19 protein-coding genes are annotated in these 17,281 nt (G+C 38.6%); 13 read left to right on the top strand and 6 right to left on the bottom strand.

Going from position 1 to position 17,281, the window contains the following annotated elements; genetic code table 11:
- Nucleotides 1–29 precede the first annotated feature (29 nt).
- A complete protein-coding gene (locus ON15_RS08635) occupies nt 30–1,409 on the bottom strand; it encodes an MFS transporter (RefSeq protein ID WP_010581086.1) in 1,380 nt (459 codons plus the stop codon).
- Between the two features lie 404 nt (nt 1,410–1,813).
- Here ON15_RS08635 and ON15_RS11515 point away from each other — a divergent pair, with 404 nt between their 5' ends.
- On the top strand, nt 1,814–1,981 hold the full coding sequence (locus ON15_RS11515; RefSeq protein ID WP_081580191.1) for a transposase: 168 nt from the start codon (nt 1,814–1,816) through the stop codon (nt 1,979–1,981).
- A gap of 313 nt (nt 1,982–2,294) precedes the next feature.
- On the opposite strand, the gene ON15_RS08630 is transcribed toward ON15_RS11515, so the two are convergent.
- A complete protein-coding gene (locus tag ON15_RS08630; RefSeq protein WP_026049549.1) occupies nt 2,295–2,573 on the bottom strand; it encodes a type II toxin-antitoxin system RelE family toxin in 279 nt (92 codons plus the stop codon).
- Between the two features lie 2 nt (nt 2,574–2,575).
- Nucleotides 2,576–2,803, bottom strand: a complete 228-nt coding sequence (gene relB, locus ON15_RS08625) for a type II toxin-antitoxin system RelB family antitoxin (protein ID WP_010581084.1) — start codon at nt 2,801–2,803, stop codon at nt 2,576–2,578.
- A gap of 657 nt (nt 2,804–3,460) precedes the next feature.
- Between relB and ON15_RS08620 the strand changes: the two genes are divergently transcribed.
- The 6 genes from ON15_RS08620 (at nt 3,461) to ON15_RS08590 (ending at nt 10,524) form a co-directional block, all read left to right on the top strand.
- Nucleotides 3,461–7,384, top strand: coding sequence for a SpaA isopeptide-forming pilin-related protein (locus tag ON15_RS08620; RefSeq protein WP_010581083.1), 3,924 nt, complete (start codon nt 3,461–3,463; stop codon nt 7,382–7,384).
- A 26-nt stretch (nt 7,385–7,410) separates the two neighbouring features.
- On the top strand, nt 7,411–7,686 hold the full coding sequence (locus ON15_RS08615) for a hypothetical protein (protein WP_010581082.1): 276 nt from the start codon (nt 7,411–7,413) through the stop codon (nt 7,684–7,686).
- Between the two features lie 343 nt (nt 7,687–8,029).
- Nucleotides 8,030–8,350, top strand: coding sequence for a DUF961 family protein (locus ON15_RS08605; protein WP_010581080.1), 321 nt, complete (start codon nt 8,030–8,032; stop codon nt 8,348–8,350).
- 35 nt (nt 8,351–8,385) lie between these two features.
- Complete coding sequence (locus ON15_RS08600; RefSeq protein ID WP_010581079.1) at nt 8,386–8,769, top strand: YdcP family protein; 384 nt, start codon at nt 8,386–8,388, stop codon at nt 8,767–8,769.
- A 93-nt stretch (nt 8,770–8,862) separates the two neighbouring features.
- A complete protein-coding gene (locus tag ON15_RS08595) occupies nt 8,863–9,123 on the top strand; it encodes a hypothetical protein (RefSeq protein ID WP_010581078.1) in 261 nt (86 codons plus the stop codon).
- A gap of 33 nt (nt 9,124–9,156) precedes the next feature.
- Nucleotides 9,157–10,524 carry an FtsK/SpoIIIE domain-containing protein gene (locus tag ON15_RS08590; RefSeq protein ID WP_010581077.1) on the top strand — a complete coding sequence of 456 codons (1,368 nt, stop codon included), beginning with the start codon at nt 9,157–9,159 and terminating at the stop codon, nt 10,522–10,524.
- A 25-nt stretch (nt 10,525–10,549) separates the two neighbouring features.
- Here ON15_RS08590 and ON15_RS08585 read toward each other — a convergent pair whose 3' ends face one another.
- From ON15_RS08585 to ON15_RS11280, 3 genes are all read right to left on the bottom strand, one after another.
- Complete coding sequence (locus tag ON15_RS08585) at nt 10,550–11,407, bottom strand: nucleotidyl transferase AbiEii/AbiGii toxin family protein (RefSeq protein WP_010581076.1); 858 nt, start codon at nt 11,405–11,407, stop codon at nt 10,550–10,552.
- On the bottom strand, nt 11,404–11,997 hold the full coding sequence (locus ON15_RS08580; protein WP_010581075.1) for a type IV toxin-antitoxin system AbiEi family antitoxin domain-containing protein: 594 nt from the start codon (nt 11,995–11,997) through the stop codon (nt 11,404–11,406). The genes ON15_RS08585 and ON15_RS08580 overlap by 4 nt, the downstream gene beginning before the upstream one ends.
- An 84-nt stretch (nt 11,998–12,081) precedes the next feature.
- The gene (locus ON15_RS11280) at nt 12,082–13,515 is read right to left on the bottom strand and encodes an AbiH family protein (protein WP_010581074.1); all 1,434 of its coding nucleotides are present in this window, start codon (nt 13,513–13,515) and stop codon (nt 12,082–12,084) included.
- Between the two features lie 306 nt (nt 13,516–13,821).
- Between ON15_RS11280 and ON15_RS08570 the strand changes: the two genes are divergently transcribed.
- The 6 genes from ON15_RS08570 (at nt 13,822) to ON15_RS08550 (ending at nt 17,252) form a co-directional block, all read left to right on the top strand.
- Complete coding sequence (locus ON15_RS08570) at nt 13,822–15,027, top strand: replication initiation factor domain-containing protein (protein WP_010581073.1); 1,206 nt, start codon at nt 13,822–13,824, stop codon at nt 15,025–15,027.
- Nucleotides 15,002–15,325: a hypothetical protein gene (locus ON15_RS08565; RefSeq protein WP_010581072.1), complete on the top strand. Its 324-nt coding sequence runs from the start codon at nt 15,002–15,004 to the stop codon at nt 15,323–15,325. Before ON15_RS08570 ends, ON15_RS08565 begins: the two co-directional genes overlap by 26 nt.
- A 16-nt stretch (nt 15,326–15,341) precedes the next feature.
- Nucleotides 15,342–15,848, top strand: a complete 507-nt coding sequence (locus ON15_RS12335; protein ID WP_412768439.1) for a DNA cytosine methyltransferase — start codon at nt 15,342–15,344, stop codon at nt 15,846–15,848.
- Nucleotides 15,772–16,389 (top strand): DNA cytosine methyltransferase, encoded by a 618-nt coding sequence (locus ON15_RS12330; protein WP_412768438.1) that lies wholly within the window; start codon nt 15,772–15,774, stop codon nt 16,387–16,389. The genes ON15_RS12335 and ON15_RS12330 overlap by 77 nt, the downstream gene beginning before the upstream one ends.
- 112 nt (nt 16,390–16,501) lie before the next feature.
- A complete protein-coding gene (locus ON15_RS08555) occupies nt 16,502–16,723 on the top strand; it encodes a hypothetical protein (RefSeq protein ID WP_003678268.1) in 222 nt (73 codons plus the stop codon).
- A 25-nt stretch (nt 16,724–16,748) separates the two neighbouring features.
- Nucleotides 16,749–17,252: an antirestriction protein ArdA gene (locus tag ON15_RS08550; protein ID WP_010581070.1), complete on the top strand. Its 504-nt coding sequence runs from the start codon at nt 16,749–16,751 to the stop codon at nt 17,250–17,252.
- The last annotated feature ends 29 nt before the right edge of the window (nt 17,253–17,281 follow it).

Below are 17,281 nucleotides of genomic sequence, written 5' to 3'. Positions count from 1 at the left end.
GGAATTATTTCTCTCTCCTTTCTTAAAATTTATAAGGTTTTAATCAATGGTTCTTCTTGACCGATAACTTCTTGGGCGCAATCCTCCAAAGAACGATTCTTTGCTTCAGGCAATAAGACAATGCTGGCAATCGTCAAAATAAAGAGGATTGCAATCAAAAACCACATTGACGCTGTTTCACCAAAATATTTAAACAATGAAGGGAAAACAAAGGCTGTTAAAATCGCACCACACCGGCCAGCTGTTACAGTAATTGCTTGAACAATTGAACGGGCTTTAGTACTGGCAATTTCAATTCCGGTAATGCCAGCCTGAACTACTGACCCAGGTCCCAGATTATCAAAAAATGAGAATGCCCCAAACATGATAAATTGAATCATTACCCCGGCAGAGGTTCCCAACATACTAAAACCAATTAAGGCAAACCCTGCTAAAAATGCTCCCAATGCTTGTAACTTATTTCGTCCAAGTGTATCAATCAGAAAGACAGCTAAAATAGCTGATGGAATAGAAAATAAAACATGTGTCAGCAGTGAAAATGAAGTCGAGGATAATCCTAACCCTTTAGCAATCAAAGATGGTCCGTAAAGTTCCGTTGAATACCCTGCAATATCAGCCAAAAACCATAATAGTGAGGCCTTAATAATTGCTGCTTTTTCTCTTTGCAAATAATACCGCACACTTTGATAATCTTGTTTAACATTCAACTTGGCGGTGTTTTGATTAGTCTCGACCGCAACTACTTCAGCAGCTTCTTGAGTGTTGCCTTGAACGCGCGCTAAGAAGCGCGGTGTTTCAGGTAAATCCCGCCGTAAATAGATCACTGAAGCTGCTGGAAGAGCTCCTACTCCTAAAGTAATCCGCCAAGTTAGTTCGCTTGACAAGCCTAATGCTGCGCAAGCCATCGCTACTAATACAGCAAAAATTGCTCCCATCGTCCAACTCAAGCCAAATCCTGCCGACATTAACTTGCCACGATCTTTAGCGTTGCAATGTTCACCCAAAATAGTTGGCGATAACACATAGTCAGCCCCTGCACCAATTCCAAAAAAGAACCGGGTGATAATTAAAAACCAGATATTAGTCGAAACAGCTGATAACAACGTTGCAATTGTCATTAATGTAACATCAATTCCATAATATTTCTTGCGGCCAGAATTACCTAAGTATCCAAACAATAAAGATCCAACAATCATTCCCATTAACGGCGCAGCTGAAAGAAATGAAGTTGTTATCCCAGTAACTTCTCCACCAAGACTCGTTAGAATAATCGGTAAAATAACCGCAACAGAAGATAAACCATACCCATCTGATAAGACACCCATTCCGGTAATTAACATCGCCTTAATATGAAACTTACCTAATTTACTCTGATCAGTAACTAAAAATGGATTAATAGTTTTTGGCATTTAATCAATCCCTCCTTCGGCTTTCATCATAAGGATTAAATGTATCATTTTTTAGTTGTTCACGTAAAAATACTGTAAATATTTGTGAAATTATTTTCAAAATTCCCGACCTATTTAAAATTGAAATTCTACTCACTGAATGTTTTAATACTGTGAGCGGCTTCAATGGCTTCTTGGGAGAAAGAAAAATTCGATGTACAAAGTTCCAATAACCAGCATTTGCGGACTAATGCTTTTATCTCTGGCCGTATGCTAAAATCATATCGATCGCTTTCATCTTGTTCAATTGGTTAATCGAGTTTTTGATCAGCTTAGGGTTAACATTTAAAAGCAACAAGCCGATTATTTACAAAGCTTAAATACGCTTATGAAGTAGCACAACAAATTCACGAGCCCATTAAAAAATAAGATTCAAAAAAGCTCAGTCGAGTGCTAACCAATTAGCAAAAACAGCTATTTCCAATGGACCGATCAAAGGAATCAATCGCAAAATCAAAGCACTTAAACGTATCCATTACGGATTCAAAAATATCGATCATTTTTATGCCAGAATTCTTTTAATTGTAAAATAAAGAAACCCTCTTTTCAGAGGACTTCATGCATCAATACGATTTGACGGGAACCCGTATAAATCATGGACAGCTTTCGGTAAAGTATTTTAGATGAAGCTTTGCTAGTTTAGAATAGTTTGTTAAGCAAGCTCATGACAGCAACTCCTTTCAGGACATAATAAAAGCACCAACTAATTAAAAGTCGATGCTATTTTTCAATTCTATCTTAATTTCTTGGCTAATAAATGTATGACCGTTCTTAAAATCATTAAAAACTCTTTAAATTTTATAATTAAATTCAGTTTTGAAAAATTTTGATGGGTTTAATAGTCTTTCATCTTTTTCGTTTGTAGACATCATTTCGTTTTCCGGCTTTGACGACAACGACAGTGAAAATTTCCTCTTGAATATCAGCAATAATTCGATAACTCCCAATTCGATACCGCCATAAGCTACCAAGTTCACCCTCTAAAGATTTCCCCCAAATGCGCGGATCATTAGTTCCTTCAATATGTTTGTCCAACCAGTTGATAATTCGACGCTGAACCGGTTTATCGAGGTTCTTTTGAAAATCTTTAAGTGCTTTTTGATTAAAAGACCAAGTGTATTTCATCATCAAAGACCTAGTTTTTTCTTAACATCTGCACGAGATACGGTTTGACCATTTGATTCGCGAATGTTTTTGACGGCATCTTGGTAGTCGAGACTGTCTTCAAGCTTTTCTAAAACAGCATTACGCATAAATTCAGTTATAGTTTGACTATCCAAATCAGCCTGTTGGTGAATCAAATCTAAAACATCTTTGTCGAAACGAAGAGTAGTTGATTTAGTTGTAGTTGCCATTTTCAGACCTCCTCATGTTTGCTAATAATAATTATATCACATTTAGAATGCAAATGCGTTCTATTTTATTTCTGAAGCAATGACTGTTTAAGTTTACGGGAAAGACGGACAATCCGATTTATTTGTTGATTAACCACAAAGAACCCTTGTCCTTAATCGGTCGAGGGTCCTTTTTTCTAACAAATCTTATAGTTAATTGTATATTTAATGATGGTTTAAATATATTCATGTTATTTTCTAACATAATATTTTCAAGTTATCAGTGCTAATCTAATAAAATTCCCACCAAGTTTGGCGGAGAATACTATTCATACTTGTTAAATTATGTTCTATACTTAAATCAAAAATGCCGTTAAATCAATATTCCGCATCCATTTAATATATATACTTTATTCCCACTCTATACTTCACCTTAACAGTATCAGGATGAATCAGCGTGTTTAAGGCGTTTATCGAAACAACTAATAGCAATAAAAAACTAAAAAATCAAATGCGATGTGCCATTTTAGTGCCAGTAGTATTGAGAAATCTAAACTTCAAAACCACAGTTACGGGTAGTCCGATTTATATATTGGTCTACCTTTTTTGTACCCATTTTTTAGTTCAATATTTTTCACTGCTGGCTAAATCTATTTGATCAAAATGGAGGTAATCTACTTGCAAACAGCAACCCGTAAAGTTTCTGTCTGGTTAGCCCTGCTGACCTTGTTCACTTCAATTTTTATGACCCCAATCACAAGTGCTTTTGCCGCTGACATGACCAACATTAAAGCTGGCGACTGGGTATCAACTTGGCATCTCAGTCTATTGAATGGTCTTCATTGGACTGACACCGGTATTTACAAAAAAGTTGTTGATGGCCAAATCACTTTCTGTGTTGAACACGGGATCGATATTGAAAATTCTGGTTCAGGTTGGACACCAACTGATTATTCGGCGGCTGAGAAAGACAAGCTAGCCGAAATTGCGTATTTTGCTTATCAACAAAATCCAACTGACGCCAATTATGGTCTAGCACAAATTATGATCTGGGAAGCCTTAGGTAATGAACTATTGACCACCGACTATCCAGATTATCAAAATAAAAAAGCGGCTGTGCTGGCAAAAGTTGCAGCGTTCAACACCAAGCCATCGTTCAATGATCAAAATATTACCTTAAACGTTGGTGATTCAATCACTTTAACCGACACTAATGGCACTTTGGCTTCATATATTAAACAAACTGCTAATACCGCTAATTTGAACATCACAAAAGCTGGCAATAAATTGACTTTGACTGCCACAGCTAATTCCAAGGAATCTGGTAAGATTTCCTTTGCTAAAGCTAAGGCTGCTAATATTGGTACTTCCCTCCTTTATGGTAAAGGTAATCAACAAAAAATTGCCTATTTCAAACTGCCAAACGGAAATAACTTTGATCTAAACATTAAGGTAAATCTGAATGGTAATTTGAAAGCTAAAAAAGTTGACGCTGATACCAACAAGGCTCTGCCAGGTGCGAAACTCAAATTTGAGTACAATGGTCAAACCAAAGAAGTTACCACTGGCACTGATGGTTACGCCGCTTTAAACGACATCAAGGCCGGTACCCAAGTCAAAGTTTCAGAAGTAACCGCACCTAATGGCTACGTTAATAAAGGTGAAATCAAGACGGCCACGATCGCACCTAATCAAACAATCGAAGTCGTTCTTGGCAACAAAGAACAACTTGGTAATGTAAATCTAACGAAGATTGGCCGCCAATTTGGCACCAATATGTTTAACAAATACTATTCATTAAATGGCGCCATGTATGGCATCTATTCAACCGATGGTAAAAAAGTTGGAACGATCACTACCGATAGTACTGGTAAAGGTGCGCTACAAAATCTAAAACTCGGTAACTACTACGCCGTTGAAGAAAAAGCTCCGGCCGGTTATATTCTTAACAACGAGAAGGTACCTTTTGAGTTGAAATATGCTGGTCAAAATGTCGCGGTCACTGCTACTTCGGTTAAAGCGACCGATGATGAACAATTCGGTACTGCCACTTTGATCAAGGAAGATACTAAAACTGGTAAAACGCCACAAGGCGCTGCATCACTTGATGGTGCTGTCTATGAACTACATCGAGCTTCAAATGATGAACTAGTTGATACCGTTACGATTAAAAACAATCAAGCAAGTGTCGCCAATCTAAAGTTAGACGACTACTACTGGCTCGAAAAAGCAGCGCCAACTGGCTACATTAAAGATACAGAAAAACATGCATTCAAACTGACCTACGCTGGGCAAAATGCGAAAACAGCCACCGTATCAACAACCGTTAAAGAACAAGTCATTACTGGTGGCTTCGACTTAATCAAGATTGGTAACTATGATTGGCACACCGCACTTTCTAGCCATTTAACTGGTAAAGAAAACAAGTCTAATCCACTGGCTAATGTTGAGTTTACAGTCACTAGCAACACAACAAATAAGGTCGTCACAACGGGTACAACCGATAAAGAAGGTTATCTCAAATTTACTGATCTACCCTATGACACTTATACCGTGACGGAAACAAAAACACCAGAAGGCTATAAAACCGCCGATCCATTCAAAGTCACGATTCATCAACAAAACGAGACCCATCATTATTCAGTCGTCAATAATGTATTGGAAGAACGTTTGAAAGTAGTCAAAGCTGACGCCGAATCCGGCAAAACAATTCCGCGTGCCAACGCTGGCTTTAAAATTAAATCACTACAAACTGGTAAATATGTTTCCATGCCTAATCTCAATCATGACGGGACAACAGACACTTTTATGACTAATGAAGAGGGCTACTTGACCACAACTGAGGCACTCCCCTATGGTCAATATGAATTAGTCGAAACACAAGCACCATTAGGCTATGTTCTTGCCAAAGACCCAGCTAAATTTTCGATCACTGGCAAAGATAGTGATGGTATTGTGACCGTCAAATTTACGGATAAGTCGCAAAAAGGTATTGTCACTTTGCATAAAACTGGTGCCACGCCTGTTGAGGTAACTAAACAGTCAACCAAGTACGGCGAACAATACGGTTTTAACTATGACTACACCCCACTGGCCGGTGCCAAGTTTGAATTTACTGCCAGTAAAAATATCACCACCGCTGATGGTACTGTCCACGCCAAAAAGGGTGAGATTGTCGCCACGGCTACGACTGATGCTAACGGACAAATCAAAACCCCACAACTTTATCTCGGTAAATACTCAGTTAAAGAAGTTGCCGCACCAAATGGCTTTATTCTCAATGACAAGCCAATTGATTTTGAATTAAAATACGCTGGTCAAAATGTTGAAGTGACTTCAACTTCTCTCAAAGCGACTAACGATTTTCAGAAATTAAACGTGGTGGTTAACAAGCAAGCTGAACAAATCAAGAGTTGGGATAAAAACAAACCCACGCTTGAAAATAAAGCTGCTAATGGTCAAGTCTTCGGACTGTTCAGTAAAGCCGGCTACAACAAAGGTGACATCAATGTTCCGGCAAAAGCATTAGTCGCAACTGCGACCGTCAAAGATGGTAAAGCAACTTTTGCCGACATTCAATTGCCTGAAGGTAGCTATTATGTGCAAGAACTAGATGCCGGTGAAGCTTATCAGCTTGATGACCAAACTTATGATTTTGAATTTAAGGCAACTGACAACACCACGACTAAGAATTTAACGATCAACGGTGATAAAGACACCCCAATTCTAAATAAATTACACTTCAACGAATTTACCTTTAAGAAAATCAATGAAACCGCCAAGCTAGTTGAAGATAAAGGTTATCAATTCACTTTTGATGGCAACGCCAAAGGTGCAGTGTTTGAATTACTGGATAAGGATAAGAAGGTCATTCAAACCACTACAATTGATGACAAGTCGATTGGTGCCTTCAAGAATGTACCGGTTGGCACCTTCTATTTACGGGAAAAGACTCCTTCCGCGACCAATCTTGTTTTGACTAAGGACTTAACTAAAATTGTTTCAACCAAAACTGGTATCACTGTCTATGATGCTAAAGGTCAATTAATTAGTCAGGATAAAAAACAGGCAGACGAAAAAGCAACAACTGAAACTAAAGAAACCACCAAAAAACCAGAAATTAGTTTCACACTGAAAAATAATTTGATCAAGGGTACTGGTGAATTAACCAAGACTGATGTCAGCAATGGTAAAGTCTTGCCAAACACTGGTATTAAAGTTCTCGATCAAGATGGCAAAACAGTTGTATCAGGTCGGACTAATGACAAGGGTATTTTCAGTTTTGCCAACCTGCCTGCTGGCAAATACCAATTTGTGGAGTATGACGCACCAAAAGGTTACAAGATCAATGAAACACCTGTCGATTTTGAAATCACTAAAGATGGTGAAATCGTCAAGGCGCAAATGAAAGATGAAGCGGTCGATACGCCACTAATTCACCTACCACAAACTGGTGAAGAACGTAATCAATTGTTAAGCGTTATTGGCGTGATTCTACTATTAATCACTAGCTTAATTGTCTGGTGGATTCATCATTCAAGAAAAACTAATGCGGATTTTTATGACGATGAAGATGAAGATGATAACTGGAACAATGAATAGTCTCTCCCATCGGAAAGAGTGATCGTATGCCAAAAGAAAAAATTGATTCTGTTTTTAATTTATCCGAATTTCATCATGACTTTAGAGAATTGATCAATCCAATGTTCCCTACCTCACCAACAGAAGATGAAATTTTAAAAGATGTACTGCAAGAGGCGCAAGCTAATCTAGAAACGTCAATTAGGTTTGAAATTTCAAAAGATGAATGTAAATTAGGCGCCTATATTACCTTTTTGTTCAACTCAGGTTTTATTAATGGTAACAACCCTTTTCTGAGTTATCGTGGTGTACTTCTGGATTAGGTTTCAATAAATACCCAATTTTCATATTTAGGAGGTCAAATGATTTACGTATCTTCCATTAAAATGTCATCCAGTGGTAAACCGAATGTTTTGCTTGAAGGTGAACTCATTCTGAACCATAGTCTGATCATCAACCAAGTACAACTCATTCAAGGACACCATCGTCTGTTCTTAAACTTCCCCCAAGTTCGCAATCAGCGGCTTATCTATCCCCTCAATACTGATCTATATCAATATTTACTCAACCAAGTCATCGAATATTATGCACATTCCAAGTCAGATAGTTAAATTATCTGACTTTTAGTTTGCCTAAAATTCAAGAAAAGAAAGCGAGGACCCAATTATGGATCTTAAATATGTAATTCCCGAAGTACGTGAAACTTTCGGTCAACTCACCTTTGCCGGTAATTTTAGCGAAACTCGCGAAGGCTCCGGTGCCAATCGTAAAGTTGTTTCGCGCACTTATGACCTTTACTCCAATGTTCAACGTGCCGACAACATTCAAGTGACGATCCCAGTGGCAGCCGGTGAAAAAAATGACACGCTCGAACCATTTGATCGGGTTCGATTAATTAATCCACGAATCGCCGCAGTTGGTTATCGGATTGCCGAAGCAGCATTTGTAAATTACACCTGCATGGCTGATGATTTCGTCAAGATTTAGCCACTTATCAAAATTAAAGAAAGAAGGAACCCTATATGCGATTACCAGAAGGCATTAAGCTAGACACACCAAAAACGTTCGGTAAATTATTATTCTCCGCCCAACGCCGTGAAAGATTTATCGAAGACGATGAAGGCAACCAAACAACTAATGTTCGCTCACGTACCTTTGATCTAAAAAGTACAGTACAAGGTCAGATGGTTCAAGTCTCCATTCCGGCCGAAGCTGGGACTAAGAATTTTGAATATGATCAAGAAATAGAACTAGTTAATCCTGAGATCGACACTGTCGCCAATGCGGATTTCCGAGGTGTAACTGTTTCTTGGTATCTCAAAGCATCTGATATTGTATCAGTCAAAAATAACCAATCTAAAACTGGTTCAGTAACCACGGAGAAAAATACAAATGACAAAAAATAACCATCGGAAGTTCTCATCCCAGCGCTCCCCACCGTCTCTATGGCGGTTTAAGTGTTCCCTGGTCATCACAAAAAAGAAGTTAGGAGATTTTTTATGAATGTACTTGTCTGTATTAATGAAATCGGCTTTATGGACGATTTTGTAGCCAATATCAAAGAAAGCTCTGTTAACGAAGCTGAGAGAAAACTTCAGGAAGCTCATGAAATTGCGATTGAATCGCCTGATTCTGGTTTTAGTTTAACAGCTCTATCGGAAGTGACTAAAGATGGTGTTGCTAAAGAATTTACCTTCAAGAGTATGCAGACCGAAGAGGGTCTAACAATGATTTATATTGGCGTAGCTGATGCCGCCTAGTTGATTCTAAAATAATTGAAATGAGGTGATAATTTGAAAGCAATTTTTCACTATCGCGGCACTCAAATCCATCCACGTGATCAGAACCTAGTTTTTCAAACATTGCTAAGTATGATTCTATTCATCTTGCTACCATTGACTATTTTCTTTTATCTGCCGTTACTGTCTAAAATCAACCTCAAAACCGTTTCATGGCCAACAATTCATAGCCTCCCTTGGTCGTTTAGCGGATTGATTATCAGTTCCATCATTACATTTCTGGTTTCATTAATAATCATCTTACTGATATTAATCAGATTTCCCGACCAATACCGCAAATTGATACATCGACAAAAAATTGCGCGAATGTTCATGACGAATAACTGGTATGAGAGTGAGACAAGGAAAAATGATGGCTTTTTTAAAGACTTAGATTTAGGGGGTTCAAAAGAACGAATCTCACGGTTTCCACGAGTTTACTATCGTTTGAAAAATGGTCTGATCCATGTGCAGGTGGAAATTGTAATGAGTCCTTACCAAGATCAACTGATCCATTTGGAAAAGAAACTTGAATCCGGCTTATACTGTGAAATCGTTGATAAAATCCTCCATGATTCATTTGTAGAGTACACGCTACTCTATGATACGATTGGTAATCGAATTTCGATTGAACATGTGAAATGTCAAAAAGGCGCCGTCAACCTTATGAATAATGTTGCTTGGGAATACGATGTTTTGCCCCATATGCTAATCGCTGGCGGCACTGGTGGTGGAAAAACCTATTTTATTCTCACATTGATCCAAGCATTGATTCGCGATGGTAATCAGTTGACCATTCTTGATCCAAAAAATTCCGACCTAGCCGATTTGACCGATGTTATTCCAGATGTTCACTATGAACAAGACGATATGATTGCCGCCGTAGCTCAGTTTTACCAAGAAATGATGGAACGTAATAAAGAGATGAAAAAAATGGCCGGTTACCAAACAGGCAATAACTATGCCGCGCTTGGACTTCCCGCCCATTTTCTAGTCTTTGATGAGTATGTGGCTTTCATGGATATGATCGGACGTGAAGCTGTACAAGTCATGAGTAAGCTTAAACAAATTGTCATGCTTGGCCGTCAATCAGGATTCTTTCTTATCTTGGCCTGCCAGCGCCCTGACGCAAAATATTTAGGTGATGGTATTCGTGATCAGTTTATGTTCCGAGCAGCACTTGGTCGAATGTCGGACCTTGGTTATACCATGATGTTTGGTGAAACCGATAAAGATTTCTTCTTAAAACCCATCAAAGGTCGTGGTTACGTTGATACTGGTATTAGCGTTATTAGTGAGTTTTACACACCACTGGTACCGAAGGGCTATGATTTTCTGGGTGAGATCGATGCTGCCTACCAGAGCAATAACAAAACACTGTAATCGCTTATTCAGGTAGTTATTTATGTTACTCCATACCTGATTTACGGACTAAATCAATCGCTGCATTACACGTAGCTCCAAACTCAATCCCGTGCGCATATTCATTGGGCTTTTGATAAGCAATCCATAATCTTTGAAGACTTGGACTTGTTTTAAGAGCTGTTAATGTTGAAATATAGGTACCTAATTGATTAGTTGTTTCTCTTTTTGCAGAAGTTGCTTGTATTGCCTTTTTTAATACGTCAAACTTTATTTCAGTCTTATCCTGATGATCGAGCAAAAATAAATCGTAAAAATCCTTCAATCGTGTATTAGCATCAGCCCGGCTAACAATCGTCTCCAACTTTTCGGCAATGATGGTTTCAACTGTGTACGCCATAACTTGGACAGTCCGATCCTCAAGTATCATTTTGTGTCCATACTGGATGGCGCGCTCAGTAATCACATCTCCAGTTGATATATCAATCTTAACATCAACTCGTGTGGTATAGATTTGTGCACGGATATGAATCCGGTAACCAGAATACTCATCATCTTCCCTAATTTCGCCAATCCTTACAATTGATAGTTTGATTATATCTTCTGGTAATTCAATGTCACAGATTTCTTGAAACACACTTTTCATTTTATCTTCCGTCACTGGTAAACCAACAATTGAGGTATCAATATCCCGTGTTGAGCGAGTGTCGTTACCAATTAGTGATGCAATCAAGAAGCCACCTTTTAGTACAAGATTTTTTTGGTAAGGCGAATTAGAGATTCTATCAATTAGATCATCCAAAACAATCTCCTGCAACATAATTTGTGGTGTGATTTTTCTTTCTTTTGCTAACTTTCTGATTCTAGCCAAAAATTGCTTCTGGTTAGTAAATTCAAGTTTCACAGTAGGACCTCCATATACGTTCTAATTTCTTCTTCTACCTTAAATGTTCTTGCGTACGCCATTAATTGGCGGAGATTCTTTTCTTTCCGATGGGCGTAACTATTCATTGCTTGTTTAATCGTCTCGGCATCAGACCTATCTCGCGTTCGCAGGATATCACACAAGGTGCGCTCAACATCGTAAACCTTAACTAGGTGTCCACCGGGAGTTTTAGTTGTTGTTATGCCAATTTCATAAAGATCCTTTTTTTGTCGATAAATCTTGATTGGTGCATCGGTTTTTGTACTGTACGCGTATGGCAACGGAAAGTTCATCTCATAGGTACTTGGCGTTCGATCAATCATTCCATAAAGGAATAATGCCGTATCTTTAAAGAAAACACCTTTTGAAAGGCTATATTGTATCGCAGCAATATCGTCACCAAATTCAAGTGGATCAATATAAACACCCGGTGCTAATCTTTCAAGCTGTCCATGAGCATACATGTTGCGCAGCACTCTAGGTGAGATGCCCATTGAATTAGCAGTTTTAGATGTAATTTGACCACCGTTTTTGTTCAAGTACTCAATGATCTCATCTTGTTGGCTCATTATTCCACCTCAATTCAAAAAAATCCGCTTTCTACTCAAATTATAACATATAGTGAGTAAAAAACGGATAAATTATTTTGGCTTTCATTGACTCTTTCGCTTGCCATACTTTGCTAGAATATCTGCAATGCTATATTCCTTTAGAATGAGCCTATTTTCTAATAATAACTTATGCAGGAGATTATTTTTATTTTCTTGCCTTGAAGTCTTAATATACCGAGTTAATAAACCATTAATTCTATTGAGGCTTTCAGTTTCAATAGAAAGTGACTGATCTCGACCAGGGTAATCCGTGTACCAGTACTCTATAATAACATCACTATTGTATATATCAGCTGTATCGAAAATTGTTCGAAAATATGAGTCGTCAGCTTTTGATAAACTGTGACCTAGGATTACGATTTTATCAACGTTATAATCAAGCCTAACTCTTTTCTTATCAGGAACACATTTTGATAAAACAGTATTCAACTCTGATAGACGAAAGGTCTTAGTGAATAGTGCCATAAAGTCTGTAAATTCTGGATAGTCGAGAATTACTTGATAATCAAATCCAATAATGATTCCAGAATTTTCTTCTGGGACCAACGATTCATTTTCTATTGATCCATGTATGTTTAGTTGATTCCCACAGTAAAGGCTCTTAGATTCCTTCAGTGCAGGTCGAGAATAGTTAAAATTAAGTATTTGAACTTGTTGATTTTGCTGGGTTTCATTGAGAACAGAATACATCAAAGCGTTTGATGCATCTTGATAGTTAAGTCCACTGTTTAGAAGTTTTCCTTGGCGTTCAGCAATGAACTTTGAAAACTCGGATTCCCAAATATTAATGTCTCGTATTAATACGGGTTGAAGAGAATAAAAACTAGGAAATATCCCGGGAATTTGCAGATCTTTTTCAGGATCACTGATATTATCCATTTTTATAGTCTGTGAGGTCTTAACATCACCAGTATGCAAAAAATACGGATTAAAAAGGTCCAATCGAGATGACTTTTCTGTATAAAATTTATTCACTCGATACAACAATAGTAATTGCCAAAAATAACCATTACTCACATGATCTAAGTTGTCAGGAGTAATAGCCAACAATTTATTAAGGTTAACAACTAGCTCAGCATCCAGACCATCCGTATTTCTTAATAGAAATTCATCACGTGATAATACAATGCCCACTTCATCCATTGCCGAAATGATTTTCTCTTCGTCTTCCTTTTTGGATTCAATACCTCTACCAGAAATTAATCCCAAAAAATCTTGATTATATATTACATCAAGGACGGAATCTTTTAAAAATTTTTCAAAGTTCCACCAATCCCAATTGTCATTTTGTTCTTGTTTTCCCCATCCACCATAGGTATGGGTCTCCAGAGCAAGATCAATTATTGTCCAATCTGAAAGTTTAACATTTTCTAACTGTTTACGGCGATAAATACCAAATTCTTTGAAGGTTGATTGCATACCAAGTGCTAAATCAAAACCATTTCCTATAATGAATAATGTTTTTTTCTCGGCCATAACATTCGCCTCACCTAATTTTATAATATATAGTAAAAATTGTAACACTTTTTTTGATATAACAATAACCTTAGACTGATTCGCCCCGCCGTGCTGTGCAGCGCGAAAAGCGCGAGCGGAGGCGGCGGTCGGCGCAAGCCGGCCGCATCAACCCCCGGTATGTAACACGGGGGTAGAAAACTGATACGTCACGGCCGAAAATAGCGTAGAAACGTTGCCGTAACTACAACTTAATAGCTTTACCTAAAGACGACCAGCTTGTGTAAGGTCGCCTTTTTGTATTTTGAAAAGAAAGGAGTTGATTCAATGCCGATTTGGCGTGAACAAATACGGACTAAGCGTAAGCAACTGAATATCACGCAAACAACTTTAGCTCGACGCATCGGGATTACAGTGAGACACGTCCAACGTTTAGAAAACGGCACGCGGAGTCCAAGTAGTTCTTTACAAATGCAAATTGACTATGTATTAGCTCACTGGGGTGAAGATCCAGAATTAACACTCAATTTTGATTATGTGCGTATTCGCTTCCCCACTCATGATGTGGAGACCTTGATTGAAAAGGTGCTCAATCTAAAAATGGATTTCATGCTATTCAATGACTGGGGATTATATGGTTATTCCACTAGCTATGTTTTTAGCAATATCCAAGTGATGGCCTCTACCCCAACCGAAAAAATTGGTACACTATTAGAACTTAAAGGCCAAGGGTGCCGTGAGTTTGAAGGAGTCCTATTGGCTAATGATGAAACTTGGTTTGACTTTTTTCGAAGGTGTTTAGAACTTAAAGCCGTTTTTAAACGAATTGATTTAGCTATTAATGATCACGCTGGTCTCCTCAGTATTCCTGAACTCATTACCAAATGTGAGAAAAATGAATGTATTTCGGTAATGCGTCGATTTGAAGGCCTAAAATCTGGTGCCATGACTGATGAACAAGCCGAAGATCATGGTGCGAGTTTATACGTTGGTTCGATGAAAAGTGATATTTACTTCTGTATCTATGAAAAAGAAGCGGAACAACAACATAAGTTTGGTACTGACTATCAAACGGTCGGAATCAAAAACCGCTTTGAAATACGTTTGAAAAATGATCGCGCCAAGATAGCTATTGAAGATTTACTTGCCTATCGTGATGTTGAGCGAACTGCTTTTGGCATTATTACTCGCTATATTCGTTTTGTTAATCGAGGCAAAAATAAAGATCGGGCTAAATGGCCGCTTAATCCAATCTGGACAGTTTTTTGTGGCAAAGGTAGGCAGCCACTACGACTGACCCTTGATCCCGAGCCCTTTGATCTTCGCCGCACTCGCGCTTGGATAAAAAAGCAAGTTGCTCCAACCCTTAAAGTTCTGCTGAACATTGACGGCTATAACGGTAATAACAGCACGATGGCTATAATCAAGAACACCGAATTAAAGCAAAAGCATCAAACGATACTTGAACAACAAACCCTTGGTATTAGTGAAGTTGGAGGTGATTATTTTGAAAACGACCAAGGAACTGAATAAGCCACTTGCCACCTTTCCCGCTGGAATCAAAGACTATATTTTCAATGTTTATTACTACCGATTACAATTGGTCGGTGTTATCGAAGATCCCAATTTTCTACAATTACATGAACTAGATAAGTATCTAACGCCAACCAGCTATATTGATTGGCGTTTTTCTGTGCATTGGCCGGCGCCGATTTTAGACGTGTACGGTAATCCAATTAAAAGCGAAGAGTTATTGCAATTGCTCTATCAGGTCTCGGCTAAAACCGGTTGGCCGCTACTAACCATTAAATCTTCCCGCAAATATTTTTGAATTTTGAGGTATCATCATGAAATTTTTAGACCTATTTTCTGGCATTGGTGGTTTTAGGCTTGGGATGGAACAAGCCGGGCACACTTGTGTTGGCTATTGCGAAATAGATAAATTTTCGCGTAAAAGCTACGAAGCAATTTTTGATATCAAAGGAGAATGGACTGCCCATGACATCACAACAGTTAGAATTACTGAACTTCCAACCGCAGATATTTGGTGCTTCGGATTTCCATGCCAAGACATCAGCCTTGCTGGAAAATTGCGAGGATTCACCACAGGCCATCGTTCAAGTCTGTTCTTCACAGTTACAAACCTTATTAAGCAGCTACCCGATAATCGCCGACCCACAATTCTATTTATTGAGAACGTTAAAAACCTTCTTAGTATTAACGGCGGACTTGACTTCCTTAGAGTGCAAATTGAATTGTACCAATTGGGGTATGACGTTGAATGGTCAGTTCTCGATTCTGCCGCCCTCGTTCCCCCAACACCGCGAGCGTTTATTCATTGTCGGACATCTTAGAACAAAACGTCAGCGACAAGTATTTCCTATCCCAGACAATGGAACAACGACTACTAAAGGACTAGCTCAAGTCAATCCAACTGTGACGCATCAATATGAACGCGTTTATGACCCTGATGGTATCGCACCAACTCTGGTTGCAACCTCTGGCATTAGAACAAAGATCATCACACCAACACAAAAATCACTCAAGGTATCAGATGCCACTCATCGTGGTTACACTAATGCGCATAGTGGTGATGGCATCAGTCTAACCTATCCCACTAGTCAAACTCGACGTGGCCGCGTTGCTCATAAAAAAGCGCACACTTTACTAACTGATGGCAGTGAAGCAGTTGTTGATCAAGCATTACGTATCCGTCGTTTAACGCCACTTGAATACTGGCGCCTACAAGGTTTTCCTGATGAAGTATTTTATAAAGCCAAGGACTCTGGCCTATCTGACGCACAACTTTATAAGCAAGCCGGTAATAGTGTGACGGTACCGATTATCAAAGCTATTGTATCGCGGTTTCAACTATTGAGTGATCAACATAAATAAATCATCTAAGAATGGTCGTGCGTTACCCTGTCAAAAAACGTGCAATCCATAATGGAGTTATTCATAACAATCTTAATCTGACTATATTTTCTAAATGAAAGGATGAACTTCTATGAACTTCGGACAAAATCTCTTCAACTGGTTCACTAGCAACGCCCAGTCTTTAGTGCTGATGGCAATTGCCGTGATCGGTGTTTTCTTAGGCTTTAAACGTGAATTTTCTAAACTGATCGGCTTTCTGATCATTGCATTGATCGCTGTGGGGCTGGTATTTAATACCGCCGGCGTTAAAGATGTGCTATTGAACTTATTCAATCGTGTTGTTGGTGCCTAATTACTGCAAGAAAAGAGGTAGCTAAATGGAAACGGTACGCGTTTTTATCGTCAACTTAGGTTATTACAATCAAGGCAAGACCACAGGTAAATGGTTCACCCCACCGTTATACCCTGATGCCATTGCCGAACAGCTGGAATTGAAAAATGACAGTGAAGAGTACGCGATCCATGATTACGAAGCACCTTTTGAAATTGATCGCTTTGATTCAATAGACGAGATCAATCGTAAGTATGCTGCTTTAGAACGGCTTGAAGAATATGATTTTGGTGCTGACGTTAGTGCCTTGATTGGCGAATGGTTCCGTGATATTGAAGAACTAGCTGAAAACGCTGAGGATATCGTTATCTATAAGGGTGTTTCAGATATGGCCGAGCTAGCTCAAGATGCTGTGGAATCTGGTGCAATTTTCGGTGACCTTCCAGATCAAGTCATCGCTTACCTCGACTTTGAAGCACTGGGTCGCGATATAGAAATTGAAGGTAATTACTTGGTTACCAACAGCGCTATTTATGAATACGCAAACTAAGATTCTTCCCGGGGACTGGTCTAGCAAAT

This window comes from Liquorilactobacillus vini DSM 20605, from assembly GCF_000255495.1.
In the GTDB taxonomy this organism is placed as follows: Bacteria; Bacillota; Bacilli; order Lactobacillales; family Lactobacillaceae; genus Liquorilactobacillus; species Liquorilactobacillus vini.
This window is presented reverse-complemented; position numbering and strand designations above follow the sequence as displayed.